The sequence below is a fragment of the Rugamonas sp. DEMB1 genome (assembly GCF_029834475.1).
Classification (GTDB): Bacteria; Pseudomonadota; Gammaproteobacteria; order Burkholderiales; family Burkholderiaceae_D; genus Rugamonas; species Rugamonas rubra.
In genome coordinates this window covers 5832059-5857034 of the sequence record NZ_CP122407.1, presented here as the reverse complement: position 1 = coordinate 5857034, position 24976 = coordinate 5832059, and the positions used below count along the sequence as shown (strand labels likewise).

Sequence of the window (24976 nt, the reverse complement as noted above, 5' to 3'; positions counted from 1 at the left end):
TTCGTAGCCCCGGGGTCAGTGCCGACATTCGGACACGGGCTCAAGTATTGATCCGGTCGGGCAGGCAAAAAATGTCCGATTGTCGGCACTGACCCCGCCTGACGCCTTCGCCGGCCCACCGTTCACTTTTTTCTATTTCCATGTCGATACGCTCAACCATTTTCCCGCTGTCCACCGCGCTGCTGTGCTGCGCACTGCTGAGCGGCTGCGCCACGCTGTCGGCGCCGCCGTCGGGCGCGCCGGTGGCGGCCTACCGCGCCACGCTGGAGCTGGGCGGCCGCCTGTCGGTCAACTACAGCCGCGACGGCAAGCCGGAATCGCTGTCGGGCAAGTTCAACTGGACGCAGACGCCGCAGCGGGTCGATGTCAGCCTGGCCTCGCCGCTCGGCCAGATCATCGCCGCCATCAGCGTCACGCCCGGCCAGGCCACGCTGACCGAGGCCGGCAAGCCGCCGCGCACGGCCGCCGACATCGACAGCCTGAGCGCGCAGGCGCTGGGCTGGGAGCTGCCGGTGTCCGGCCTGCGCGACTGGCTGCAGGGCTACGCCACCGCCGCCGACGGCAGCCGCTTCGTCGCCAGTCCGGCGCACGACACCGTCACCACGCGCGACGGCTGGCGCCTGCGCTACGTTTCCTGGCAGGAGGAGGGCGGCGGGCCGTCGCGGCCCAAGCGCATCGACGTCGAGCGCCTGGCCGGCGGCCAGGTCGACGAGATGGCGATCCGCATCGTCATCGACGAGCCGGCCTCTTGAGGCGCGGCCGCAACCACACACGCAACCGACACCGCACGAGAACCTCCGCCATGACCAGTCTGAAGAATTGCCCGGCCCCGGCCAAACTGAATTTGTTCCTGCACGTGAACGGCCGCCGCGCCGACGGCTACCACCTGCTGCAAACCGTGTTCCAGCTGCTCGACCACGGCGACACGCTGGACTTCACGCTGCGCGACGACGCGCAGATCCGCCGCGTCAGCGACATCGCCGGCGTGCCGGAGGAACAGGACCTGATCGTACGCGCCGCGCGCCTGCTGCAGGCCGAGGTGCTGCGCCGCACGGGCGCGCTGCCGCGCGGCGTCGACATCGCCATCCAAAAGATCCTGCCGATGGGGGGAGGGCTGGGCGGCGGCTCGTCCGACGCCGCCACCACTTTGATGGCGCTCAACAAACTGTGGAATGCCGGCCTGACCCGCCAGCAGTTGATGGACCTGGGCCTGCCGCTGGGCGCCGACATCCCCTTTTTCATCTTCGGCCAGAACGCCTTCGCCGAGGGCGTCGGCGAGGCGCTGCGCCCGGTGCGCACGCCCGCTTGCTGGTACGTGGTGATCGAGCCCGGCGTCGCGGTGCCGACCGCCGCAATTTTTTCATCCGGGCTGTTGACAAGGGATACTCCGCCTATCATAATAACGGACTTTTCCAGCCACCTCGAAAATCAAACTGATTTGAAGGGTTACGGAAAGAACGATTTACAGCATGTGGCAACGAGTCTGTTCCCGCCGGTAGCCGAGGCGATAGAATGGCTCAGCGCTTACGGTGATGCCAGGATGACTGGTTCCGGTGCATGTGTATTTTGTGCAGTGGCAAACGAGGTTGACGCCGACGCGGTTTTGAGTAAAATGCCGAACAAGTGGTCAAGCTGGAAAGCCAAGGCGCTGATGCAGCATCCGCTCACCGCGATGTTGTAAGTAAGAAAAAAAGTTTTGGCTTGGCGTAATTTTGGTGATAGAATATCGCCGGTAACGACAAGCAGCAAGTTGCGTAGGGGAATCGCCAAGCTGGTTAAGGCACTGGATTTTGATTCCAGCATACCAAGGTTCGAATCCTTGTTCCCCTGCCATTCGTTTTCCCTGCAAATCTGTCGAGGCGACGTTGGCCTCCAGTCAGGACGAAGACAGATGGTCCCGCCCAGCGCGGGTCATTCTTAGTACAGCGCCACGCGGACCTGCCGCTGGTGACCTTCAAAAAATTTTCATCTTCTATCTCTGGGACTCCCAATGGCTTACGAAAACCTGATGGTTTTTACCGGCAACGCTAATCCTGCGTTGGCAGAAGGAGTCGCAAAAAATCTCGGCATCCCTCTCGGCAAGGCAAACGTCTCGAAGTTCTCGGACGGCGAAGTGATGGTGGAGATTAACGAGAACGTTCGCGGCAAGGACGTCTTCGTGTTGCAATCGACCTGCGCACCGACCAACGACAGCCTGATGGAATTGATCCTGATGGTCGACGCCCTGAAGCGCGCGTCCGCTGGCCGCATCACCGCCGCCATCCCCTACTTTGGTTACGCCCGTCAAGACCGCCGCCCACGTTCGGCGCGCGTCGCGATTTCGGCCAAAGTCGTCGCCAACATGCTGGAAGAAGCCGGCGTCGAGCGCGTCCTGATCATGGACTTGCACGCCGACCAGATCCAAGGCTTCTTCGACATCCCGGTCGACAACATCTACGCCTCGCCGATCCTGCTGGGCGACCTGCAAAAGAAAAACTACCAAGACCTGCTGGTGGTCTCGCCGGACGTCGGCGGTGTGGTGCGCGCCCGCGCCCTGGCCAAGCGCCTCGGTTGCGACCTGGCGATCATCGACAAGCGTCGTCCGAAGGCCAACGTGTCCGAAGTGATGAACATCATCGGCGAGGTCGAAGGCCGCAACTGCGTCATCATGGACGACATGGTCGACACCGCCGGCACCCTGGTCAAGGCCGCCGAGGTGCTCAAGGAGCGCGGCGCCAAGAAAGTCATCGCGTATTGCACGCACCCGGTGCTGTCCGGCCCGGCGATCGAACGCATCACCAACTCCTCGCTCGACGAGCTGGTGGTGACCGACACGATCCCGCTGTCGGAAGCGGCCAAGGCCTGCGGCAAGATCCGTCAACTGACCTGCGCACCATTGCTGGCCGAGACGTTCAAGCGCATCATCAAGGGCGATTCCGTGATCTCCCTGTTTATCGACTGAGATAGACAAAAAAATTAGCGGTAACGGCGGCGCGCCTGGCTTTTAGCCGGCAGCGCCGTTGTGCATTTCCGGATTCATGGACGCGCGAGCGGCCATTCTCGAAGCACCCTGGTCGCGGGGGCTTCATAACACGGGGCGCGAGCCCTGTATATTTTGGAGTATCACATGAAAGTTGTTGCATTCAAACGCGAATTGCAAGGTTCCGGAGCGAGCCGCCGCCTGCGCATTTCCGGCCAGACCCCTGGTATCGTCTACGGTGGCACCGAAGCCCCGATGAACATCACCCTGGACCACAACGCCCTGTACCACGCGTTGAAAAAAGAAGTGTTCCACTCGTCGATCCTGGATCTGGAAATCGACGGCAAAGTCCAGCAAGTTCTGCTGCGCGACTTCCAAGTCCACGCATACAAACAACTGGTTCTGCACGCTGACTTCCAGCGCATCGACGCAAGCACCAAAATCCACATGAAGGTCGCGCTGCACTTCGCCAACGCCGACGTGTCGCCAGCGGTCAAACTGCACGGCGCCACCATCAGCCACGTGCTGAACGAAATCGAAGTGTCGTGCCTGCCGAAAGACCTGCCAGAGTTCGTCACCGTTGACCTGTCGAACATCGACGTCGGCCACTCGCTGCACATCGGTGAAGTCACCCTGCCAGCCGGCGTGACCATCGTTGCCCACGGCGCGAACCAGACCGTTGCCACCGCTTCGGTACCAGCCGGTCACGTTTCGGCTGAAGCCGCTGCCGCTGCTCCAGCCGCCGCCGCTGACGCTAAGCCAGCTGCCAAAGCCAAGAAGTAATTCGGCCGCCGCAGCGATGCGGTAGCAGATGGGAAAAACCCGCCGGCCCTGCTGGCGGGTTTTTTTTAGTCCGGGCCATCGGCAAAGGCCCCGCGCGCGCAGGATGCGGGAGGTTTTGCCGATTTTCCGTAAGAATGCGGGCACACGCCCGCCAATTTTCGAAGATAGCTCACCATGTCCATACGTCTCATCGTCGGCCTCGGCAACCCCGGCGCCGAATACGAACAAACCCGCCACAACGCCGGCTTCTGGCTGGTCGACAACCTGGCCAACAGCCTGCCCGGCGTGCGCCTGCAGCGCGAGACGCGCTTCAACGCGATGGTGGCCAAGACCAGCATCGCCGGCAACGAGGTGTGGCTGCTCGAGCCGCAGACCTATATGAACCGCTCCGGCCAGTCGGTCGGCGGGCTGGCGCGCTTCTACAAGATCAATCCGGACGAGGTGCTGGTGGTGCACGACGAGCTCGACCTGATGCCCGGCATCGCCCGCCTGAAGAAGGGCGGCTCGGCCGGCGGCCACAACGGCCTGAAGGACATCACCGCCGCGCTCGGCACGCAGGACTACTGGCGCCTGCGCCTGGGCATCGGCCATCCGCGCTCGCTCAGCCTGCAGCAGCAGGTGGCCGACTTCGTGCTGCACCGCCCGCGCCGCGAGGACCAGGTGCTGATCGAGGAGGCCATCGAGAAGTCGCTGCTGGTCATGCCGCAGATTTGCGAAGGCAAGTTCGAGGCGGCGACGATGAAGCTGCACACGGCTTGAGCCGATCCGCCGCGCCCCAACTGAGGCGATCGCCGCCGAGCTAAGGCGCCAGCGGCTACCACACCACCCAACGGCGCAGAGCCGGGGTCGGACCCCTCGGGGTCCGACCCCAGGTTTATGCCGGTGGGGTTTCTTGGCTCAGCTGCGTTCTGGCTAACCAGCCGAGGGCTTTGAGTCCGCCGCCTCGACCTTGGATGCCGCCGGCTTGACCAGGCGCCACACCATCAGGCCCAGCACGGCCACCCCCAGCAGCAGCACCCCCCACAACACCCACAGGCGCTGGCGCGCCGCCGCGCCGGCCTGCGCCAGCGCGTCGTCGGCGGCCGCGTCGGCGCCGGCGTGGCGCTGTTGCGCCGGTCCGGCGCTGGCCGTCTCCAGGGTCTGCACCTCGGCGGCGGAAAAACCGGGCGCCACCTGGCCCAGCGCGCGCGCGGCGGCGACGGCCTTGTCGCGGCCCACGGCCAGGCTGTAGGGCGGCGCGCCGCTGGCCAGGAACACCAGCGTGGCCGGCTCCCAGGCCAGGCGCAGCACCGGCCTCAGGCCGCCGATGCCCTGGCCGCGCGCGGCCCACTGCGCGGCGTGGCGGGGTTCGATGTCGAGCTCGCCGGAGGCGCGCACCTGGCCGTTCTGCACGATGCGGTAGAAGGTGGCGCTGGCGACCGGCTCGAACAACCAGCTGCCGGCCTGGCCCAGCTGGCGCGGCGGCAGCTCGCGGTAGCCGCCCAAGGTCACCGGCAGCACCACGGTCTGCGCGCCGAAGTCCAGGCCGACCTGGCCGGCCGGCACGGCCAGCGGCGCCGCGTACACCAGCTCGTCGGCCTGCCGGCCGGGCGCCGGCTGCAGCCGCAGCTGGTCGCGGTAGGGCGGCGCCTCGCTTTGCAGCAGCTGCTCGGCGACGATGCCGGCGAACTGCAGCGGCACGCCGCTTTGCCAGCGCAGGCGGGCGTAGCGGAAGCGGCGCGGGGTGAATTCCAGCTTGTCGTTGGCCAGCGTTTGCGCGTCCCGGCTGACCAGCCAGTTCAGCTCGGTGGCGCCGGCCGTGTCCCAACGCTTCAGGTCGTCGCTGGTGTCCAGCCACACTTGCGCGTTGTACTCGCGCAGCTCGGCCGGCGGGGTGAAGCGCAGCGCGTCGATCAGCGGCGCCGCCTCGGCCGGGACGGAGGGGCCAGGTCGAGGATCAGCGCGCTCAGCCGTGGCGCCGCGCCGGCGCCGGCGCCGGCGCCTGTTCCGGCCGCCGCCTGCTCCGGCCGCACGCGCACCGACAGCAGGCGGCCGTCGGCGCCGGTGCGCACGTCCAGGTCCAGCGGCTGCGCCGGGTCGGCGGAACTGGACAGCGGGAAGATCTTCAGCGGCAGGCTGCGGTGGCTGGTCTGGCGCTTGCCCTGCGCCGCCTGCAGCGTGAACGGCAGCGCCGCGCCGTGGGCGTCGAACACGCGCAGGTCGTCCAATTGGGGCGAGCGGGCGTGCAGGTAGACGTCCGGCGGCAGGCGCAGCTGCAGCACACCCTGGCCGGTCTTGGCGCTGAGCGGCAGCGTCCAGGCGTAGTCCTGCGGCGTGTCGCTGACGGCGGCGGCGGGCGGCGCCGACCAGGCCGGCAGCGCCAGCGCGGCCAACGCCGCGACCAGGCCGCGCCGCGCGCGCCCTTGTGCTGTATGGCTTGCTGCGGTGAGCGCGATCATGCGGCTTCCTTGTCGGTGGTTTGCCCGGCGGGCGAGGGGTAGGGGGCCAGATAGCCGATGCCGACCATCAGCGCGCCGACGCCGAGGAAGGAGACGATGCGCTCGACGCCGCCGACGTTGGACAGGTCGACCAGGAACAGCTTGGTCACGGTCAGCCCGAGCAGCGCGGCGCCGGCGATCCACACGGGCCGGCTCAGCCGCCTGGCGGCGTGGCGCATCAGGAGCAGCGCGGTGACGCTCCACACCAGCGACAGCATGGCCTGGACGAACTGCGAGGCGAACAGCGCGTCGAAGGCGTAGCGGATGTGGGCGTAGTGCGACACGGTGCGCAGCAGCGCCAGGTTGAACCAGCCGTAGGCGGCCACGGCGGCGGCGACCAGCAGGCGCGGCCGCAACCGCGCCAGCGCGGACGGCGCGCCGGCGGCGGCCGGCTCGTCCTCGCGCAGCATGCGGTAGCAGGCCGCCGCCAGCAGCATGGCGAAGCAGCTGCTCAGGTCGAGCGGATTGAGCAGCGGCAGGTAGGGCAGCGGCGCCATGGCGCCGTCCTGCGTCAGGTTCCACACCGCCAGCAGCAGCACCGACCAGGCGCAGGCCAGCGGCAGCAGGCGGCGCCGGTACCAGGCGGCGATCGGCGCCACCGGCCAGCCGCCGGCGCGGCTGCGTTGCATCAGCCAGGCCAGCGCCGCCATCATCAGCCAGGCCGGGATGAAGCGCGCCCAGCTGGCGTCGGTGTGCCAGCCGGCGTCGGCCAGCAGCTGCGCCTCGGCGTTGTCGCCGTCCTGCAGCCAGCGCGCGATGTTGAGCGCCGCCACCGGCCAGATCATCAACCACGGGCCGGCGCTGCGCAGCGTGTGCAGCAGCTTGAGGGCGGGGGCGGCGACGCGCCAGCGGTTCTCCGGCCAGACGCGCAGCAGCCATTCGCCGGCCAGCAGCAGGGCCGCGTAGGCCACCCAGCTGTGCGCCTTCGGCAGGGTGTTCGCCGCGTAGAGCGTGCCGAGCATGGCGAGCGTGCCGAGCGCCTGCGCCAGCCAGATGGACAGCGTGGCCCAGCGCAGCTGCGGCCATTGCAGACGCCGCGCCGCCAGCAGCAGCGGCGCCGTGCTCGCCGCCAGCAGCAGGCAGTAGGCCGACCAGCACAGCTCGGGGAAGAGGTGGTAGGCCGCGCCGTTGAGCTGCATGTGGGTCGCCAGCCAGTTGGACAAGGTGGGCAGAACCAGCGCGAACCACCACAGGCCGGACCACAGCAACAGCAGCGTCGACAGCGGCGCCAGATTGGCCTCGCCGACGCGCACTTGGCGCATCAGCGCCCAGGCGCTGAACAGGGCGCCGGCCAGTATCATCAGCTCGCCCAGCACGGGCGTGTCGAACAGGTTCGGCGTTGGCAGCCACCAATCCATCCTGAACAGGCCGAGCAGTGTGGCGCCGGCCACCACCTGGGCCGTCAGCGCCAGCCAACTGGCCAGCCGCCAGGCCATGCGTTTGGCGATCAGGCCGAGGCCGACGGCCGTCAGCAGGGCCGTGAACACCAGCAGGTTGGCTTGGCTGACTGCTTGGGTGCGTAGGAAGATCTCGGTCCAGGCGCCGGCGATCAGCCAGACCGTGGCGACGGCCAGGAACAGGCCGGCCAGCGGCGCGAAGGCGCGGCCCAGCGCGGCGTTCTCGTCGCCATTCCCGTCCAGCGCGCCGTTGGCGTGGGCGCGGAAGCGGGTCGCCATCAGGAAGGCGGTGGCGGCCAGCAGCAGGAAGCCCAGCCACAGGTTGGACTGCAGCGCCGTCGCCGGCGCCAGGCCGCTGACGCTGCCGATGAAGCTGAGCCAGGCGCCGGCCTGCACCAGCAGGCCGAACACCCAGGTCAGCGTCTGGCGCTGGCGCAGGCCGACCCAGACGATGCCGGCGCCCTCCAGCGCCCAGGCGGCCGAGGTCCAGCGGCCGTCGAGCGCGAGCGGGATGGTCAGCGTGCCGAACACCACGCCGATGGCCAGGCAGGTGTCGCCCAGCAGAGCGTACCTGGCGCGGTTGCGGCGCAGCGCCACGGCCAGGCCGACGTAGAACAGGCCCAGCGCCAGCGCCGAGTAGGCCAGGCCGAACTCGATGTGGCGCACCAGGCCGACCTGCAGGCCGAAGGCCAGCATCGGCGTGCCGAAGATCAGCGTGCCGTCGACGTAGTTCTTCAGCCGCACCGCCTGCTGGCGCGCGTAGGCCAGCGCGATGGCGACGTAGTAGAGGAAGAACAGCAGCAGGAACAGCTGGGCCGACAGGTAGTCCTCCGGCCGGTAGCGCAGCACGCCCCAGGCGCTGCCGATGGCGAAGGTGAAGGCGAAGCCGAGCAGGTTGAGGGCGCGCCAGGAGCGCAGCAGCGCCAGGCCGAACACGCCGGCGTTGAGCAGGGCGTAGTAGGAGAACAGGCCGATGTGGCTGCCGCCGCCGGTGGAGGCGAGGATGGGCGCGGCGAAGCCGCCGACGATGCCGAACAGGGCCAGCCACTGGGCGTTTTGCAGCGCCGCCAGCACGCAGGTGAAGGTGGTCAGCACGAACAGCAGGGCGAAGGCGAGCGAGCCGGGGATCAGGTGGTAGAGGCGGAAGGCGCCGAAGGTGACCAGCATCAGCACGGCCAGCGCGGTGCCCTGCACCGGCAGGCTGATGCTGGGGCGGCGCTGGCGGATGCGCCAGCCCCAGGCGAGCAGGGCGATGTCGACCAGCACGATGCCGGCCAGGCGGAACTCGATCGGCACGCTGACCCGCGCGGCCGTGTATTTGAGCAGGAAGCTGATGCCGATGAACAAGATCAGCAGGCCCAGCTTGGCCACCAGGTTGCCGCCGAACAGCCAGGCCTTGGCGGCCAGCAGCCATTGTGGCGGTGGACTCGGCGGCTGGCGTGGCGCCGGCGGTTCGGACCGGCGGGCCTCGGCGGCAGCTTGCCGGCCAAGCGCCTGCGCGGCAGCCTGCTCGGCGGCGGTTTGCTCCGCTGCCGCCTGCGCCGCCGCCTGCGCCGCCGCCGCTTGCCCGGTGGCCGCCGCCTCGGCGGCGGCCGGCGCGGCGCGGTCCGCAACGGTGGCGGCGGCGGCGTTGGCCGCCGCGTGCTGGTTGAGGAAGGCGGCGCTGTCCGCCTCAGCTCCGGCCGGCGCCGGCGCCGGTGTTGCTGCGGCCGGCGCTTGCCACGTTTGCGCGCGCAGTGAAGCCAAGTCCACCCGCAGGCCGGCCATTTCGTTGCGCAGATCGTGGATCAGCTTGTGCGCCTGGCGTGTGCTGGTATTGGCCAGCCAGGCGTAGCGGAAGGTCACCACGCAAAAAATGAATAACAGGAACTCCATCAAGTCGCTCTCCCGGAAATGCTCGACGGCCTCGGGCGCGGAATCGCCCGGGGCCAAGCGGAAGCAACGTTGACGATATCATAATTGATGTGCCGGCCGGCGTTTTCGACTTTGCTGCGCCTCAACGCCGGGGCTGGGCGCCGGCGCTTGCCGCTGCCCGGTTTCCGCTACTTCGACGCGGCGATCCAGCGCTCGACCCGCGCCTCCAGGATGGGCAGCGGCAAGGTGCCGTCGCCGATCACCACCGCGTGGAACTTCGGATAGCTGAACTTGTCGCCCAGCGCCTGCTCGGCCCGGCCGCGCAGCTCGAGTATCTTCAGCGCGCCGATCTTGTAGCTCAGCGCCTGCGCCGGAATGACCATGTAGCGCTCGATCTGGTTGCGCGCCCGCGCCTCGCTGTAGCCCAGCGTCTCGACGGTGTAGGCGATGGCCTGCTCGCGGCTCCAGCCCAGCGCGTGCATGCCGCTGTCGACCACCAGGCGCACGGCGCGCAGCAGCTCCGCGTTCAGGTGGCCGTAGTAGTGGGCCGGATCGTCGTACAGGCCGAACTGCTTGCCCATGGTCTCCGAGTACAGCGCCCAGCCCTCGGCGAAGGCGGCGTTGTTCGGGTTCTCGGTGCTGAACTTGCGGAAGTCGGGCAGGCCGATCTCCTTGAGCAGGGCGGCGTGCAGGTGGTGGCCGGGCAGGCCCTCGTGCAGGAACAGGCTGGCCATCTCGACCCGGCTGTACTGCTTGGCGTCGTTGACCACCGGCCAGAACACGCCGGGATGCGAACCGTCGGCGGCCGACGGTGTGTAGTGGTCCGACGCCGTGGCGCGCGTCAGCTCCGGCTCGAGTTGCAGCTCCAGCTTGGCCTTGGGCACCAGGCTGTAGTAGGCCGGCAGCTTTTGCAGCACCGTCGCGTAGATCTGGCGGTAGGCGTCGAGCACCTCGGCGTCGCTGCGGAAGGGCTTGAACTTGTCCTGCGCGCTGACCCACTGCGGCAGTTGCTGCGGCGGTCCGTCGTAGCCCAGTTGCGGGCCGAGGGCCAGCAGTTGCTGCTTGATCCGCGCCACCTCCTCCAGTCCCTTGGCGTGCACCTGCTGCGGCGTCAGCGGCAGGTTGGTGCTGTCCTGGATGCGCGCCAGATACCAGGCCTTGCCGTTCGGCAGCGCGTCCCAGCCGCTGCTGGCGCGGCCGGCCGCCAGGTAGTCCGTTTCGAGGAAGCGCACCAGGCGCTCCAGCGCCGGGGCCAGCTTGGCGGCGACGGTGTGGCGGTAGGCGGCGCTTAGCTTTTGCTGGTCGGCGGCGGAGAACTCGGCGGGCAGGCGCGTCGCCGGCGAGTAGAACACGCTGGTCTCCGGCGTGGCGCTGCGCAGCGCCTGGAACTGCGGCAGCATCGCCACGGTGATGGCCTTCGGTTGCACCACGCCGAGGCGGATGCCTTCGCGCATGTTGGCGATGGCCTGGGCTATCCACGCCGGTAGTTGATTCAGGCGGTTCAGATAGGCGCGGTGTTGCTTGACCGTGGACAGCGGCTGCGAGCCGGTGCCGCCGGCGTAGTTGGCCAGCGTGCTGGGCACGTTGTCCATCTGGTTGAGCGGCAGCAGGTGCTCGGGGTAGGGCGCCAGCTTGAGCGCGCCGGCCAGCTCGTAGGCGAGCAGGTCGTAGGTCAGCTGGTCCTGCTCGCCCAGCGCGGCGCGGGCGACGCCGCGCAGGCGCAGCTGCAACTGGCGGTACATGGCGAATTGCAGCGCGCGCACCTTGGGCGAGATGGCCAGGCCGATCTGGTCGTCGTAGCGGCTGTCGCCGTTGGCGGTGGCGAACAGCAGCGGGTCGTACTTGGCGCGGGCGAGGTGGAAGGCGTCGGCCAGCCGGTCCAGCTGCTTCTTCGCTTGCGCCGACGCTTGCGCTTGCGCCGCTGCCGACGCGGCGGCCTGCGCCGGCGGTGTCGTCAGCGCGCCGGCGCCGCCGGCCAGCAGGCAGGCGAGCAGGGTGGTGCGGCGGAGCGTGGCGAGGGAAAGCGGCTGCGGCATGGCGATGTCCTTGGCGGTGGTTGGGGTGGCCACAGAATACCGCAGTTCCAGCCGGCCGCCTTCATCGGTGTGCCCCATGCCATATCGAGGGGGCGACGCGAGTGCCGGCTCCTGCTTTACCGCCATGCTGGTAGCACAATTGTGCTACATTGAAGCGTACCCACGGAGATCTCCATGTCCACGACGACAACGATTCGCCTGCCCGAGGAATTGACGGCGCGCATTGCCAGCGCCGCCGAGCGCGCAGGCAAGACGACCCACAGTTTCATTCTCGAGGCCATCACGGAGAAGGCGGAAATCGAGGAGCAACGGGCGGGCTTTGATGCCGAGGCCGATGCGCGGTTTACCAAGATCGTCGCCACCGGGAAAACCATACCTTGGTCGGAGATGCGCCAATACCTTGAGGCTCGCCTTGCCGGTCAGCAGCCGCCCCGTCCTGTCGCCAAGAAAAAACGGGACTGAACATGGCCCGCGTCGAGTTGGCCGCCGAAGTTGCGGAGGACTTCGACCGCATTCTGGCCTTCCTTGCGCAACATGACGCGGCCGCCGCAGCCGCGCGCGTGATGGAAATCATGCAGGCGGTTGAGGTTCTTGCGCACAACCCTCTCATAGGCAGACCCATTTCGAACGGCAAGCGGGAGCTTGTCATTGGACGGAGGTCGCATGGCTACGTGGCCTTGTACCAGTACGTGGAAGCGATCGACACAGCGTTTGTGCTCGCCGTGCGTAGCCAGCGCGAGGCTGGCTATATTCGGAACTAATTAGTCGTCCGCCGCGTGGAGCTTGGCGCGCAGATCCTCGACCAGGCGCTTGCGGCTGCTCACCGGCTACTCGACGGGCGAGAACGGCGTGTTGTTTGACCGTGGACAGCGGCTGCGAGAAGGTGCCGCCGGCGTAGTTGACCAGCGTGCTGGGCACGTTGTCCATTTGCTTGAGCGGCAGCAGGTGTTCGGGGTAGGGCGCCAGGTTGAGCGCGCCGGCCAGCAGGCAGGCGACCAGGGTGGTGCGGCGGAGCGTAGCGAGAGAGAACGGCTGCGGCATGGCGATGTACTGGGTGGCGTTAGGGCGCCACAGAATACCGCGATTCCGCCGCAGCGTACCTTGGCGAGCTTGATCAATGCTATTTATCGAGTCCCCCACTACGATTGTGGCATGATACAAATTATCCAGTCTAAGACGTTTCTGCGGTGGTCGACAGGGCTACGTGATCAGCTTGCACAAGCGTTGATCGCGGCGCGCCTGACCCGTTTGACCAAGTGCGCGGCAAGCCCCGTCCTTCAGGACGGGGTCAAGAGCGCGGACGGCGCAGCCGTCCGGTTTGGTGCATCTAGTGCGGTGTCTGCTGCTGCTGCTGCTGCTGCTGCTCGATGTACTGGCGGATAACTGCAATGGGCGCACCACCACAGCTGCCTGCGAAGTAGGACGGCGACCACAACGCGCCTCCCCATAGTTTCTTGCAGATGCTCGGATAGTTCTTCTTCCGAATCATCCGGCTCGACACGCCCTTCAGGCTGTTCACCAGATTCGAGACGGAAACCTTGGGCGGGTAGTTCACCAGCAGACGTACATGATCGTCCTCGCCATCGAACTCCACCAGTTCGGACTCGAAGTCCGCGCAGACGCTTGCAAAGATTGGCCTGAGGTCGTCGAGTATCTCTTTTGTAAAGACTTCGCGACGGTATTTTGTTACGAAGACCAAATGAACATGCATCACAAAAACACAGTGTCTACCGTGGCGAATCTCATTGTCTTTATCCATAGGCCAAACTATAATCCAAGTATGGAACGTCTACAAGCCTTCAAGTACGAACTGATGCCGGACGGTGAGCAAGCGCGCGACATGCGCCGCTTCGCCGGGGCGTGCCGGTTCGTCTACAACAAGGCACTGGCGATGCAAAAAGACAATCACGAGGCGGGCAACAAGTTCATCGGCTTCGCCGGGCTGTGCAAGGCGCTCACTGGATGGCGCCAAGGCGCCGAAACGCCGTGGCTCCAAGAGGCGCCCTGCCATCCGCTGCAACAAGCGTTGAAGGATTTGGACAAGGCGTACAAAAATTTTTTCGAGAAACGGGCCGATTTCCCCAGCTTCAAGCGCAAAGGCAGCGGCGGCGGTTTTCGCTACCCGGACCCGAAGCAAATCAAGCTCGACGAGGCGAACGAGCGCATCTTCCTGCCCAAGCTCGGCTGGCTGCGTTACCGCAACAGCCGCGACGTGCTGGGCGAGGTGCGCAATGTGACCGTGAGCCAGTTGGGCGGCAAATGGTTCGCGGCTATCCAGACGCAACGCGAAGTCGAACCGCCTTTGCCCAGGGCGACGACGGCCATCGGCATCGATGTCGGCATCGCCCGCTTCGCCACGATGAGCGACGGCAGCTTCGTCGCACCACTCAACAGTTTTAAGAAGCACCAACAGAACCTTGCCCGTTACCAGCGGCGCATGAGCCGCAAGGTCAAGTTCAGCAGCAATTGGAAGAAGGCGAAAGCCCGCGTCCAGAGGATTCACATCGGCATCGCCAACGCCCGCAAGGACTTCCTGCACAAGACCACAACGACGATTAGCAAAAATCACGCGCTCGTCTGCATTGAGGATTTGCAGGTACGCAATATGTCCAGGTCTTCCAAGGGTACTGTCGAACAACCGGGCAAGAAGGTCGGCCAAAAGTCGGGCCTGAACCGCGCCATTCTCGATCAGGGATGGGGCGAGTTTCGTCGTCAGCTTGGCTATAAGCTTGCATGGAACGGCGGCATGTTGCTGGCCGTGCCACCGCACCATACCAGCCAGACGTGCCCGGCTTGCGGCCACGTCTCAAAAGACAATCGGCAGACGCAGGCTTCATTTCTGTGCGTCGACTGTGGCTGCGAAAATCACGCCGATGTTGTTGGCGCGATCAATGTTTTAGCGCGAGGACATCGCGTCTTAGCCTGTGGAGAGTCGGCGCATTCAGGCCGCTCGATGAAGCAGGAACCCACCGAAGCGACCCGTAGGTCATCACGCGGCGCCGTAGGAATCCCCGTCCTTTAGGGCGGGGAGGATGTCAATGAGGGAATGTTTGGCGATGTGGCATTCGTTGGCGAAGGGGTGTACGAATTGCGGATTCACTCAGGTCCCGGATATCGCCTGTACTTTCTTCGCCAGGGAGCTGCCATTGTCGTGTTGCTGTGCGGTGGTGACAAGAGTTCGCAGACACGCGATGTGCGCGCGGCGAAGCGCTTGGCTCGTCAATGGAGAGATAGCCATGGCTGAAGAATTTTTACCCTATGATCCAGCTGACGTGCTGATCAGCAAGGCGACGGTCGAAGTCTTTCTTTCGGATGCATTCGACACGGGGAACGCGAAACTTGTCTCTGCGGCATTGCGGGTTGTTGCGCGCTCGGCGGGGATGAAAGCGATGGCATGGCAAGCCGGCGTGGCGCCAACGCAGCTGGAACACTTGCTACGCTTCAATGATTCTTCGGAACTGGCGGAGATGCTGCTTGTAACGAAGCAATTTGGCATTGAGATCGGTGAAAAACTACCCGAGACCTGTAGCCGCCCTGGCGCATAGTGTGCTGGTATGAGGTGGCGGAACGGTCGTTCTTGGCGCCGCCGCCGCGCTGGCCTTGCGCAGTCCCGGGAACGCTTGATGCGCCAATGCGATCAGTCGTCCGTCGCGTGGAGCTTGGCGCGCAGATCCTCGACCAGGCGCTTGCGGCTGCTCACCGGGTACTCGACGGGCGAGAACGGCATCGACGCCGCCGCGTAGGCGTCGATCAATTCGCGCATCGCCGGCAACTGCTGTGGCGGGAACGCCGTCCTGCCGCCGTTCTCGCTGAGCCGTGTGAGTTTTTCCTGCAACACCTCCTTGTGGGCGATGTGTGCCTCGGAAATGGGATTGGCGACGCACAAGGAAAACGTGCCATTCAGGAGGTGGGTCCAGGCGCTGTCGATACGCGCGCGCAAGCCCTCGGCGATCGGGGTGCCGGCGTCGTCGAAGCAGTCGCGCAGGCGCCAAGTCGTCAGGTTGAGCGTGGCGAGCGCGGCGGCGAAATCGCCGGCGAAGCGTTTCTGCAAATAGGCCTCGGCGCCCTGCGCGCCATGGAGCGCGACGGCCTCGCGCGCCCGCGCGAGCCACGCCAGTTGCGACGGATGGAAATAACGGCCGGCGGTGGCGCCCGGCGCCGCCATCTCGCCGAAAACAAAGGAACACAGCTTGCCGGCGTCGGTGACCACATAGGACGGTGCCGGCAGCAGGCGGTCGCCGATCAGCGCGTCGAGTTCGTCCATGTCCACTCCGGTGGCGGCGGACAGCTGCGCCTCGTTTAGATAGTGCTCGGCGAGATAGTTGTTCAGTTCTGTCATGAGTTCGCTTTCATTGGCATTGCCGCGTCTGTCGCGGAGTGATGCGTCAGCGGATAATTATACTGTGTTTTTGTACAGTCAATTTGCGTTGATATGAAGTTTAATAAGGGATGGCACTGGTGCTTCAGACTCCGATTGACAACGCCGCGCGAGCGACTCCACAATGGCCTTCCGCACAACCGTTGGTCACGAGGAGGGCATCATGAGGATTCCGAGCATCGTGCAACACCTGGTACTTGTTGTTGGATTGGCCGTTGCGGCCGCCGCGCCGGCCGCAGACAAAACCAAGAAGGCCGCCGCGCCGCCGGACGAGAAGGCGGCGATGGAGGCGATGGCCAAGGCGGCGACGCCCGGCGAGGCGCACAAGAAGTTGGAGCCGCTGGCCGGCAGCTTCGACGCCAAGTCGCGCTCCTGGATGGACCCGTCCAAACCGCCCGAGGAGTCCAGCGCCACCTCGGTGCGCAAGTGGGTACTCGGCAACCGCTTTCTGCAGGAGGATTACAGCGGCACCTTCATGGGCCAGCCGTTCACCGGCATCGGCTACCAGGGCTACGACAATGTCAACAAGCGCTATGTCGGCTCCTGGATGGACACCATGGGCACGGCGATGATGACGAGCACCGGCAGCATGAGCGGCAAGGTGCTCAAATCGACCAGCGCGATGACGGACCCGGTGACGGGCAAGAGCGGCAAGTACACCATGACGGTCAACATCGCCGACAACGACCACCACACGCTGGAAATGTGGGGGCCGGACGCCGCCGGCAAGAACGTGAAGTGGATGGAGATCAGCTACACCCGCAAGAAGTAGGCGTGCAAGCCGCCGGCGGCGCGAAAAGCCCGGTCTCGATATGCTTGCCACGCTTGCCACGCTTGCCATGTGGGCCGCTTGCCAAGCGGGACTGACAGTAAAATATTTGACACCTCAACCGTAATGACACAACGCTTGCAACGAGCCTCTCCATCTTGACGCTGGGGAAATCAAATCACTTTCGATGGTGGACATTCGCGCCATCTTGCGCGCCGCCGATGGATTAATCGGAGTCGGCGGACGCGCCTTGCTGGCAAAAATCCTGCGGGGATCACGTTCCAAGGATGTGCTGAGTCGTGGCTTGGAGCACAATCCTGCCTATGGTATTTATCAGGATCTGCCCGAGCAGGAAGTTATGGGCAGGATTGATTGGACGATTCTGCATGGCTATTTGCATATTTTTTACGACTGCCGACTGCCACTTTTAGAGTACTCCCCGGCTGGTTGGAAGATCGAATGCGAAACGTATGCCGATGAAATTATTGAAGGATTTGACACCCTGTTGGTCAGCGCCCAACACCCATATCCTGTGAGTTTTTTGAAGGATATGAATCGAGAGGTGATTATGCTGGCGCTGGAAAAGATACAGGCGAGTGCTGATCGCAAATACTTGCCTTTGCTGGAAGACTGGGGGCGGGTCGACCACAAGAAGGTCGTGCAGAAAATATCCGCAGTCCTGCGATGCTTGGCGGATCGCACGGCTTCACCGGCCCAGCCGAGTTAGCGCGTCACAAGCTTACGCCGGACGCCATTCATATTGCCGCGAGGCGCCTAGCTTGTCGACGTCGCGCCGCGAATCGAGTCGAGCACCTTGCGCACGGTCTGCGGAATAGGGACCGAGCGGTTGCTGTCGCGCTCGACATAGACGTGGACAAAGTGGCCGGCGGCGCAGGGCAGGGCGTCGTCGTTGCGGTACAGCGCGATTTCATAGCGCACGCTGGCGTTGCCCAGCTTGGCGACGCGGATGCCGGCGTGCACCACGTCGGGGAAGGAGACCGGGCTGAAGTAGGAGCAGCCGGAATCGACGACGAAGCCGACCACCGCGCCGTGGTGGATGTCGAGCACGCCGGCCTCGATCAGGAACTGGTTCACCGCCGTGTCGAAGTACGAGTAATAGACGACGTTGTTGACGTGGCCGTACTGGTCGTTGTCCATCCAGCGGGTCGGGATGGTCATGAATAGGGGGAATTGATCCCGTCCGGCGTCGCGCAAAGACATGCAAGCTCCTGTTCCAAGGTGATCGGCCATTTTAGCGCGGGAACGCGGGTTTTTTTTTGAACAGAACAGGCGAGGGGGGTACAATTGACCCCCTGAACGCTGCAAGACAGTACCAATTCCAGAAAACGCCACCCCGCGCTGGCCGTTTTTCACACGCCGCTTGCCGGCGATATTGATTATTAAAGGTTTTTCATGAGTCTCCAATGCGGCATCGTCGGCCTGCCTAACGTCGGCAAGTCCACCCTCTTCAACGCCCTGACCAAGGCCGGCATCCCGGCCGAGAACTATCCCTTCTGCACCATCGAGCCGAACGTCGGCGTGGTCGAGGTACCGGACCCGCGCATGGACGCGCTGGCGCTGATCGTCAAGCCCGAGCGCATGGTCAACGCCATCGTCGAGTTCGTCGACATCGCCGGCCTGGTGGCCGGCGCCTCGCAGGGCGAGGGCTGGGCAACCAGTTCCTGTCGCACATCCGCGAGACCGACGCCATCGTCAACGTGGTGCGCTGCTTCGAGGACGACAACGTGATCCACGTGGCCGGCAAGATCAGCCCGCTGGACGACATCGAAGTGATCCAGACCGAGCTGGCGCTGGCCGACATGGGCACCGTGGAAAAAGCCATCCACCGCGAGGCCAAGAAGGCCCGTTCGGGCGACAAGGACGCCGCCAAGCTGGTCGCCCTGCTCGAGCGCATGATGCCGCACCTGAACGACGCCAAACCGGTGCGCGCGATGGGCCTGGACGCCGACGAGATGCTGCTGATCAAGCCGCTGTGCCTGATCACCGCCAAGCCGGCCATGTACGTCGCCAACGTCTCCGACACCGGCTTCAAGAACAACCCGCTGCTGGACCAGCTGACCACCTACGCGCAGTCGCAGAACGCGCCCATCGTCGCCATCTGCGCCTCCATCGAAGCCGAGATCGCCGACCTGGACGACGCCGACAAGGGCGCCTTCCTGGGCGACATGGGCATGGAAGAGCCGGGCCTGGACCGTCTGATCCGCGCCGCTTACAAGCTGCTCGGCCTGCAGACCTACTTCACCGCCGGCGTCAAGGAAGTGCGCGCCTGGACCATCCACGTCGGCGACACCGCGCCGCAGGCGGCCGGCGTGATCCACACCGACTTCGAACGCGGCTTCATCCGCGCCCAGACCATCGCCTACGACGACTTCATCGCCTACAAGGGCGAGAGCGGCGCCAAGGAAGCGGGCAAGATGCGCGCCGAGGGCAAGGAATACGTGGTCAAGGACGGCGACGTGCTGAACTTCCTGTTCAACGTCTAAGCGCGAACCAGGCAATCACGGCATTTCAGGTCATTTCAAAAATGACAAAAAGCCCCGCAGATGCGGGGCTTTTCGCATCTGTTCGTCTCGCTAGATTAGTGGGGTGATGAATCAGGCCCGGACTCGGTTGCCTAGACATGCCTCAAGAACGGATGATGAGACGGGGGCGTACGTTCCTCCTCTGTCATCGTAATTGGAGCCGCGAGGTAGGGGAGTTAGTCAGGCACGCGTGTCTGTATCAAAACAAGAAGTTCAGCAAGTGCAGCAATGGAGTTAATATGAAGGTGACGCAAACAGCTATGAATAGAGGCCTAGATGCAACGTTCCATGTCCCCTAAGATACTTCCGTTTATTGTTCTAGTGAGCATTAGCGGCTGTGCGACAACCCCAGTAACAGTCGCGACTGCTAAACAGGCACCGGCTGAGCGCTTGCTCGCGTTTCAAAACCGATTGTCTGGGCCATCAGGAACGCTAATAGTTACGCGCGATGCCGGTTTTATCGGTAGTGGTTGCTACAACTCTGTATTAATCGATGGGACGCTCGCAGCACGATTAGACGTCGGGGAAAAGTCTACCTTTCTAGTCCCTCCTGGGGAGATTCTCATTCGAGTCGGACGCGACCCGCAAGGCGCAGGACTCTGCGGGACCGGTCAAGCGGATTGGACGCAGCGAGAGACGTCGATCAAACAAGACGAAATTAAATATTTTCGGCTGTCTATTGATGCGAATGGTAAGACCGACGTCCAACGGAGTGAGCAATAAGGGTCTCGCCGAGTTGGACATTGGGCTGATCTTTCCCCGAGTGGCACCCGCCCGGATCTTGCTTCAACGTTCATTCCGAAATCTGTCGTCTCTTGAAGAAAATGATGAACGAGACGCCATCGCCGTGACACTCTCCGGGTGGTAGAACCGGTGGTAGAAACGCAGGCAGCATTTTTTGGGGATACGAACTTATCCATTCCCTTGGCGGGGGCGATTGGCGAAACATCAAACGCAATATGAGGTGGTCAGCACCCAAATCTGTTAACGTGGGCCGGCCTAAATGTGTCGCGGCCAAGCGGGCGGGGGCATCAAATTGCCGATGATGCAATAGATGTCGGCTGGTAAAATTCGCATTGCTTTTTCGGAATATATTCAACAATAAGGTACACCACGATGATCCGCACCATCCAAATCAACGGCTTCAAGTCGGTTCATTCTGAAACCATTCCTTTGGGGCGGGTCAACTGCTTTATCGGCGCCAATGGCGTTGGCAAGAGCAATGTTCTGGAAGCTATCGGGGTGCTGAGCGCCGCAGCCAACGGCGTGGTCGATGACGAGGCGCTGATACGCCGCGGTGTGCGCGCCGGATTGCCGCGTTTGTTTAAAAGCTCGTTTGCCTCGGAGCGCACGCCGGCACACATTGGCGTGGAGGCCGTGGGAGATGGTGGTGAGTGCTACCGTGTCTCGCTACTCAACCCGCTGGAATTGCCAGAGCCTGCATGGTCGTACAAGACAGAGCTGCTCAGCGACGGTAGCCATGAGATTGTTTCTGACGGCGTTCGGAACAAGAAGAATCTCAATCCTCAGGCGGGTTTGGCCGCGTTACAGTTGGTGGATGTGGCGCCGGACAATCTCGCAGCGAAACTGATGCAGTGTCTGCAAAACTATGCCATTTACTGCCCGAACACTCCCACGCTGCGTGGCACGGTGCCGGACCCGCAACCTCGTGCTCCGCTAGGCTTGAGTGGCGGGCAGTTGGCGGAAGGTTTTGCTGAGCTGCAAAGGCGTTTTTCAGAGGATAGCAGCGGGGTGCTGGACGAGGTGCTGGAACTGATCGACTGGGTGGGCGATATTCAAACCACCAACCACGGCGCCAATCTCCTTTCGCCCAAGGTGGCGCGCACTACGCTGATGTTGAAGTTCACCGACCGATTTATGAACAAAAGCCGCAACGAGCTTACCGCCTACGATGCCAGTGAAGGCGCTTTGTATGTGATCTTTTGCGCTGTGCTGTGCCTGTTGCCCCAAGCCCCCAAGATGCTGGCTATCGACAACCTCGACCAGGCGCTGAACCCTCGCCTGTTGACCCGCTTGACCGCGCGCCTTTCGGGCTGGCTGAAAAGGAGCGGGGACGACCGGCAACTGCTATTCACCGCGCACAACCCTGCGGTATTGGATGGACTGGACCTAAGCGATCCAGAGGTTCGCCTATTTGCAGTGGAACGAAATAGCAACGGCCTGACTTGTGTGCGGCGTTTGGAACTGACGCCGGCATTGTCCGAGCTCGCCAGAGAGTACCCATTATCTCGTTTGTGGCTGATGGGGCACTTGGGAGCTGTGCCCAATGTCTGACCCTCGCATTGCTCTAGTGGCAGAGGGGCCGACGGACTATGAACTAATTAAGGCCGCGTTGCAGGCCATTCTTCAGAGACCTTTCTTCCTGACCCTGCTGCAGCCTGAGTCGAGCTTGCCCGCTTTGGGGGGCGGTTGGGGCGGGGTCTTGAAATGGTGCGACGCGGCTGGAAAAAGGCACGCTGGCCCACTCGACGCCGACCCGACATTGGCGCTATTTGACTTGCTCATCATTCACTTGGATGTGGATGTCGCGCTCAAGCAGTATTCGGACTACGGCCCGGAGTTGGCCGCCGAGGCGGTCTCAAAAGCTTGGCCGGCGCTGCCCTGCAATCAACCATGTCCGCCCGCAGCCAACACCTGCGCCGCGTTACAGGCGGTATTGTTGGGCTGGCTGGGCCAGGCTAAACCCGGAGGCAAGACTGTCTTGTGTTTGCCCGCCCAGTCGACCGGTGCCTGGTTGGTCGCGGCCTCGTTGCCCGCTACCCATGCTCTATGCCAAGGCCTTGAATGCAACCCGGCGGCGGAGGCCGGGTTGGCACAGTTGCCGATTGCTTCGCGGGTCAAGCGCAAATCTGCCATCGAATATCGAAGGCACGCGGCTTCCATCGACACCAATTGGGCCGCTGTAAAAGCTCTTTGCAGTCGTGCGGGAGTCTTCGCGCAGGCCGTCGTTGCCGCGCTGCCCTGATGGCAGTTACTCGCTAACGCCCGCGATGATAAAATCGCGCGCATGAATCGATCGTCCCACTCCACCCAGGCTCCCTCCAGCGATACCCTGGCGCCTGCACTCTTTGTCTCCCCCAGCGGACGCTTCCATCTGGACCCCGGGACGGACGAGGCCGTGGCGTCCCTCCCGCCAAGAATCCACGCCGCCTTCGAGCGCGACGCGCTGGCCGGTCTGCTGCAGCTGGGCGCCAGCGAACTGGCGACGCCCTTGCCGCCCTCGCTGGCGTTCGGCCGCGAGCTGGCCCACCTGTTCATGGCGCGCCTGTGCGCCACGCCCGACCTGGCGGCGCAATGGAACGGCCTGGAGTTGGCCGCGCCGCAGGCGGAACTGGCGCGACTGCTGGCCGGCATGCCGCCCATGGTCGGGGCCGAGTACGTCGACCTGGCCTGCCTGAGCACGCTATGGGACGATCTATTGGGGCAGGCGCGCGCGCAGATCGCGCTGTCCGACGGCGACGTGGCGGCTTGGCTTGCTCACCAGCATCCGAGCTGGAACCTGTTGGGCCGGGTGTGCTTCCATCTGGCCGAGAACAAGGCCAATCCCGATGTCCCGTTCGCCTTCCTTGCCACCTATGCCGCCACCGTGTCGCAGCAGGCCAAGGTGCAGCATCTGCCGCTCGGCCGAGCGCTGCAGGAATACGCCGGCGAGGCCAACAGCGAAGCCTTGTTGCGCCTGCTGATGCCGGTGCACAAGGCATCGGAACAGTGCCCGTGGTTGGCCGCGCTGGTCGCCTCGGGCGCGATTTTCCACGCCCGCGCCTGGTCCCCGCGCGAGGCGCATCAGTTTTTGCAGAACGTTCCCTTGTTCGAGGCGAACGGCATCGTCGTGCGCATTCCCGACTGGTGGCGGCCGAGCCAACCGGTGCGTCCGCAGGTAAGGGTCAATCTCGGCGAGAAGGCCGCCGGACTGGGGCTCGGCGCCATGCTCGACTTTAATGTTTCCTACGCGCTCGGCGAGGAAACGCTCAGCGACGCCGAGTGGGCCGAACTGCGCGCCGCCGGCTCCGGCCTGGTCCGGCTCAAGGGGCGCTGGGTCGAGGTCGACCAGGCGCGGCTCGACACCGTGCTGGCGCACTGGAAGCAGGTGCAGCGCGGCATCGACGACGGCGGCGACGGTGTTTCCTTTCTTGAAGGCATGCGGCTGTTGGCCGGCGTCGGCGCCGAGGGGGCGGCCGCGCCGGCCTTGGACGCGGCCGGCGCCGACTGGTCCCGCGTGGTGGCGGGGGACTGGTTGCGCGGCGTGCTCGACGAGCTGACCGATCCGGCCCGTGCCGGCCGGCTGGAAGACGCGGCGCGCCCCGGCGCCGAGCTGAAGGCGCAGCTGCGCCCCTACCAGCAGGACGGCGTGCGCTGGTTGTACCTGCTCAACCGCCTGGGCCTGGGCGGCTGCCTGGCCGACGACATGGGCTTGGGCAAGACGGTGCAGGTGTTGGCGCTGCTGTCGCTGGCGAAGCGGGGCGGCGACCCGGGGCCGCATCTGCTGGTGCTGCCGGCCTCCCTGATCGGCAACTGGCAGGCCGAGATGGCGCGCTTCGCGCCCGGGCTGACGGTGCTGGTGGCGCACCCCTCGGCCCTGCCGAGCAAGGCCCTGGCGGCGCTGCCGGCCGAGCGCTACGGCGAGGTCGACGTGGTGCTCACCAGCTACGGCTCGCTGACCCGCCTGCCGGCGCTGCGGGAAACGCGCTGGTCCATCGTGGTCCTCGACGAGGCCCAGGCGATCAAGAATCCGGGCGCGCAGCAAACCCGCGCGGTGAAGCAGCTGCACAGCCGGGTGCGCTTCGCCCTCAGCGGCACGCCGGTCGAGAACCACCTGGGCGACCTGTGGTCGCTGTTCGACTTCATCTGCCCGGGCTTGCTCGGCGGCGCCAAGGCCTTCGGCGCCTTCGTCAAGCGGCTGGAGCAGGGCGAACACGCGGCCTACGCGCCGTTGCGCAACCTGGTGCGGCCGTACATCCTGCGCCGTCTGAAAAGCGACAAGCGCATCATCGCCGACCTGCCGGACAAGACCGAGGTCAAGGCGTATTGCGCCTTGTCGCATGCGCAGGTGGGCCTGTACCAGGCGGCGGTGCAGGCCCTGCAGGAGCAACTGGGCGCGCTCGACGGCATCGCCCGGCGCGGCATGGTGCTGGCTTCGCTGATGCGCTTCAAGCAGATCTGCAACCACCCCGCGCAATGGTCGGGCGACGGCGACTACGCGCCGGAGGGCAGCGGAAAATTCGCCCGCCTGCGCGAGATCGCCGAGGAGATCGCGGCCCGGCAGGAAAAGGTGCTGGTGTTTACCCAGTTCCAGGAAATGACGGCGCCGTTGCACGATTTCCTGCGCACGGTGTTCGGCCGTGCCGGCCTGGTGTTGCACGGCGCGACGCCGGTGAAGGCGCGCAAGAACCTGGTGGAACAGTTCCAGCAGGAATCGGGGCCGCCGTTCTTCGTGCTGTCGATCAAGGCCGGCGGCACCGGGCTGAACTTGACGGCGGCGTCGCACGTGATCCATTTCGACCGCTGGTGGAACCCGGCCGTCGAAAACCAGGCCAGCGATCGGGCCTACCGCATCGGCCAGAAGAAGAATGTACTGGTGCACAAGTTCATCTGCCGTGGCACGATAGAGGAAAAAATCGACGCGCTGATCGAGGCGAAGCAGGGCTTGTCGAACGAGATCCTGGAAGGCGGCGCGGAAACCCGCCTCACCGAGATGAGTAATGATGAATTGATCCGCATGGTGTCGCTCGACATCCACAGCGCGGTGCTGGAAAAATAGG

21 protein-coding genes, 1 tRNA gene and 2 pseudogenes are annotated in these 24976 nt (G+C 64.7%); 17 read left to right on the top strand and 7 right to left on the bottom strand.

What is annotated here, in order from left to right; all coding sequences use genetic code 11:
• The first annotated feature begins 140 nt into the window (after positions 1-140).
• The 6 genes from QC826_RS26965 to pth all read left to right on the top strand — a co-directional run bounded on the left by QC826_RS26965 (position 141) and on the right by pth (position 4501).
• Positions 141-752, top strand: coding sequence for an outer membrane lipoprotein LolB (locus tag QC826_RS26965; RefSeq protein ID WP_279763215.1), 612 nt, complete (start codon positions 141-143; stop codon positions 750-752).
• A 50-nt stretch (positions 753-802) separates the two neighbouring features.
• Positions 803-1681, top strand: coding sequence for a 4-(cytidine 5'-diphospho)-2-C-methyl-D-erythritol kinase (gene ispE, locus QC826_RS26960; RefSeq protein WP_279763214.1), 879 nt, complete (start codon positions 803-805; stop codon positions 1679-1681).
• A 75-nt stretch (positions 1682-1756) separates the two neighbouring features.
• Positions 1757-1833: transfer RNA gene (locus tag QC826_RS26955), tRNA-Gln, on the top strand.
• A 157-nt stretch (positions 1834-1990) separates the two neighbouring features.
• The gene (locus QC826_RS26950) at positions 1991-2941 is read left to right on the top strand and encodes a ribose-phosphate pyrophosphokinase (protein ID WP_093390499.1); all 951 of its coding nucleotides are present in this window, start codon (positions 1991-1993) and stop codon (positions 2939-2941) included.
• Positions 2942-3106: 165 nt separating this feature from the next.
• The gene (locus tag QC826_RS26945; RefSeq protein ID WP_093390500.1) at positions 3107-3742 is read left to right on the top strand and encodes a 50S ribosomal protein L25/general stress protein Ctc; all 636 of its coding nucleotides are present in this window, start codon (positions 3107-3109) and stop codon (positions 3740-3742) included.
• A gap of 174 nt (positions 3743-3916) precedes the next feature.
• Positions 3917-4501 (top strand): aminoacyl-tRNA hydrolase, encoded by a 585-nt coding sequence (gene pth / locus QC826_RS26940; protein ID WP_279763212.1) that lies wholly within the window; start codon positions 3917-3919, stop codon positions 4499-4501.
• Positions 4502-4654: 153 nt separating this feature from the next.
• On the opposite strand, the gene QC826_RS26935 is transcribed toward pth, so the two are convergent.
• The 4 genes and pseudogenes from QC826_RS26935 to QC826_RS26920 form a co-directional block, all read right to left on the bottom strand.
• Positions 4655-5950 (bottom strand): DUF3999 family protein, encoded by a 1296-nt coding sequence (locus QC826_RS26935; protein WP_279766610.1) that lies wholly within the window; start codon positions 5948-5950, stop codon positions 4655-4657.
• Positions 5923-6180, bottom strand: a pseudogene (locus QC826_RS26930) (DUF3999 family protein); the annotation flags it as partial. The gene QC826_RS26935 and the pseudogene QC826_RS26930, both read right to left, overlap by 28 nt.
• The gene (locus QC826_RS26925) at positions 6177-9491 is read right to left on the bottom strand and encodes a DUF2339 domain-containing protein (RefSeq protein ID WP_279763211.1); all 3315 of its coding nucleotides are present in this window, start codon (positions 9489-9491) and stop codon (positions 6177-6179) included. The pseudogene QC826_RS26930 and the gene QC826_RS26925, both read right to left, overlap by 4 nt.
• Positions 9492-9658: 167 nt before the next feature.
• Positions 9659-11506, bottom strand: coding sequence for a DUF885 domain-containing protein (locus tag QC826_RS26920; protein WP_409567904.1), 1848 nt, complete (start codon positions 11504-11506; stop codon positions 9659-9661).
• Positions 11507-11680: 174 nt separating this feature from the next.
• On the opposite strand from QC826_RS26920, the gene QC826_RS26915 reads away from it, so the two are divergent.
• Both QC826_RS26915 and QC826_RS26910 read left to right on the top strand, forming a co-directional pair.
• Entirely contained in the window at positions 11681-11968 is a 288-nt protein-coding gene (locus QC826_RS26915) for a CopG family ribbon-helix-helix protein (protein ID WP_279763209.1), read from the top strand.
• 2 nt (positions 11969-11970) lie between these two features.
• On the top strand, positions 11971-12267 hold the full coding sequence (locus QC826_RS26910; protein ID WP_093390504.1) for a type II toxin-antitoxin system RelE/ParE family toxin: 297 nt from the start codon (positions 11971-11973) through the stop codon (positions 12265-12267).
• A gap of 566 nt (positions 12268-12833) precedes the next feature.
• On the opposite strand, the gene tnpA is transcribed toward QC826_RS26910, so the two are convergent.
• On the bottom strand, positions 12834-13265 hold the full coding sequence (gene tnpA, locus QC826_RS26905; protein WP_279763208.1) for an IS200/IS605 family transposase: 432 nt from the start codon (positions 13263-13265) through the stop codon (positions 12834-12836).
• 21 nt (positions 13266-13286) lie between these two features.
• On the opposite strand from tnpA, the gene QC826_RS26900 reads away from it, so the two are divergent.
• From QC826_RS26900 to QC826_RS26890, 3 genes are read left to right on the top strand one after another with little or no spacing between them, the layout of a single operon-like run.
• On the top strand, positions 13287-14528 hold the full coding sequence (locus QC826_RS26900) for an RNA-guided endonuclease InsQ/TnpB family protein (RefSeq protein WP_279763207.1): 1242 nt from the start codon (positions 13287-13289) through the stop codon (positions 14526-14528).
• A 24-nt stretch (positions 14529-14552) separates the two neighbouring features.
• Positions 14553-14750, top strand: coding sequence for a type II toxin-antitoxin system RelE/ParE family toxin (locus tag QC826_RS26895; RefSeq protein ID WP_279763206.1), 198 nt, complete (start codon positions 14553-14555; stop codon positions 14748-14750).
• A complete protein-coding gene (locus QC826_RS26890; RefSeq protein ID WP_279763205.1) occupies positions 14743-15051 on the top strand; it encodes a hypothetical protein in 309 nt (102 codons plus the stop codon). The genes QC826_RS26895 and QC826_RS26890 overlap by 8 nt, the downstream gene beginning before the upstream one ends.
• Before the next feature lie 92 nt (positions 15052-15143).
• Here the strand turns inward: QC826_RS26890 and QC826_RS26885 are convergent, their stop codons facing one another.
• Positions 15144-15845, bottom strand: a complete 702-nt coding sequence (locus tag QC826_RS26885) for a DUF6058 family natural product biosynthesis protein (RefSeq protein WP_279763204.1) — start codon at positions 15843-15845, stop codon at positions 15144-15146.
• Positions 15846-16047: 202 nt separating this feature from the next.
• Here QC826_RS26885 and QC826_RS26880 point away from each other — a divergent pair, with 202 nt between their 5' ends.
• A complete protein-coding gene (locus tag QC826_RS26880; protein WP_279763203.1) occupies positions 16048-16656 on the top strand; it encodes a DUF1579 domain-containing protein in 609 nt (202 codons plus the stop codon).
• 184 nt (positions 16657-16840) lie between these two features.
• On the top strand, positions 16841-17380 hold the full coding sequence (locus tag QC826_RS26875) for an RQC-minor-1 family DNA-binding protein (RefSeq protein WP_279763202.1): 540 nt from the start codon (positions 16841-16843) through the stop codon (positions 17378-17380).
• Positions 17381-17427: 47 nt separating this feature from the next.
• Here the strand turns inward: QC826_RS26875 and QC826_RS26870 are convergent, their stop codons facing one another.
• Positions 17428-17874, bottom strand: a complete 447-nt coding sequence (locus tag QC826_RS26870; protein WP_279763201.1) for a thioesterase family protein — start codon at positions 17872-17874, stop codon at positions 17428-17430.
• Positions 17875-18066: 192 nt separating this feature from the next.
• On the opposite strand from QC826_RS26870, the pseudogene ychF reads away from it, so the two are divergent.
• The 4 genes and pseudogenes from ychF (at position 18067) to QC826_RS26850 (ending at position 24975) form a co-directional block, all read left to right on the top strand.
• Positions 18067-19157, top strand: a pseudogene (gene ychF, locus QC826_RS26865) (redox-regulated ATPase YchF).
• Positions 19158-20312: 1155 nt separating this feature from the next.
• Positions 20313-21491, top strand: a complete 1179-nt coding sequence (locus QC826_RS26860; RefSeq protein ID WP_279763200.1) for an AAA family ATPase — start codon at positions 20313-20315, stop codon at positions 21489-21491.
• Positions 21484-22182: a hypothetical protein gene (locus QC826_RS26855; RefSeq protein ID WP_279763199.1), complete on the top strand. Its 699-nt coding sequence runs from the start codon at positions 21484-21486 to the stop codon at positions 22180-22182. Before QC826_RS26860 ends, QC826_RS26855 begins: the two co-directional genes overlap by 8 nt.
• Positions 22183-22335: 153 nt before the next feature.
• Positions 22336-24975: a DEAD/DEAH box helicase gene (locus QC826_RS26850; RefSeq protein WP_313872815.1), complete on the top strand. Its 2640-nt coding sequence runs from the start codon at positions 22336-22338 to the stop codon at positions 24973-24975.
• Position 24976: the final 1 nt, after the last annotated feature.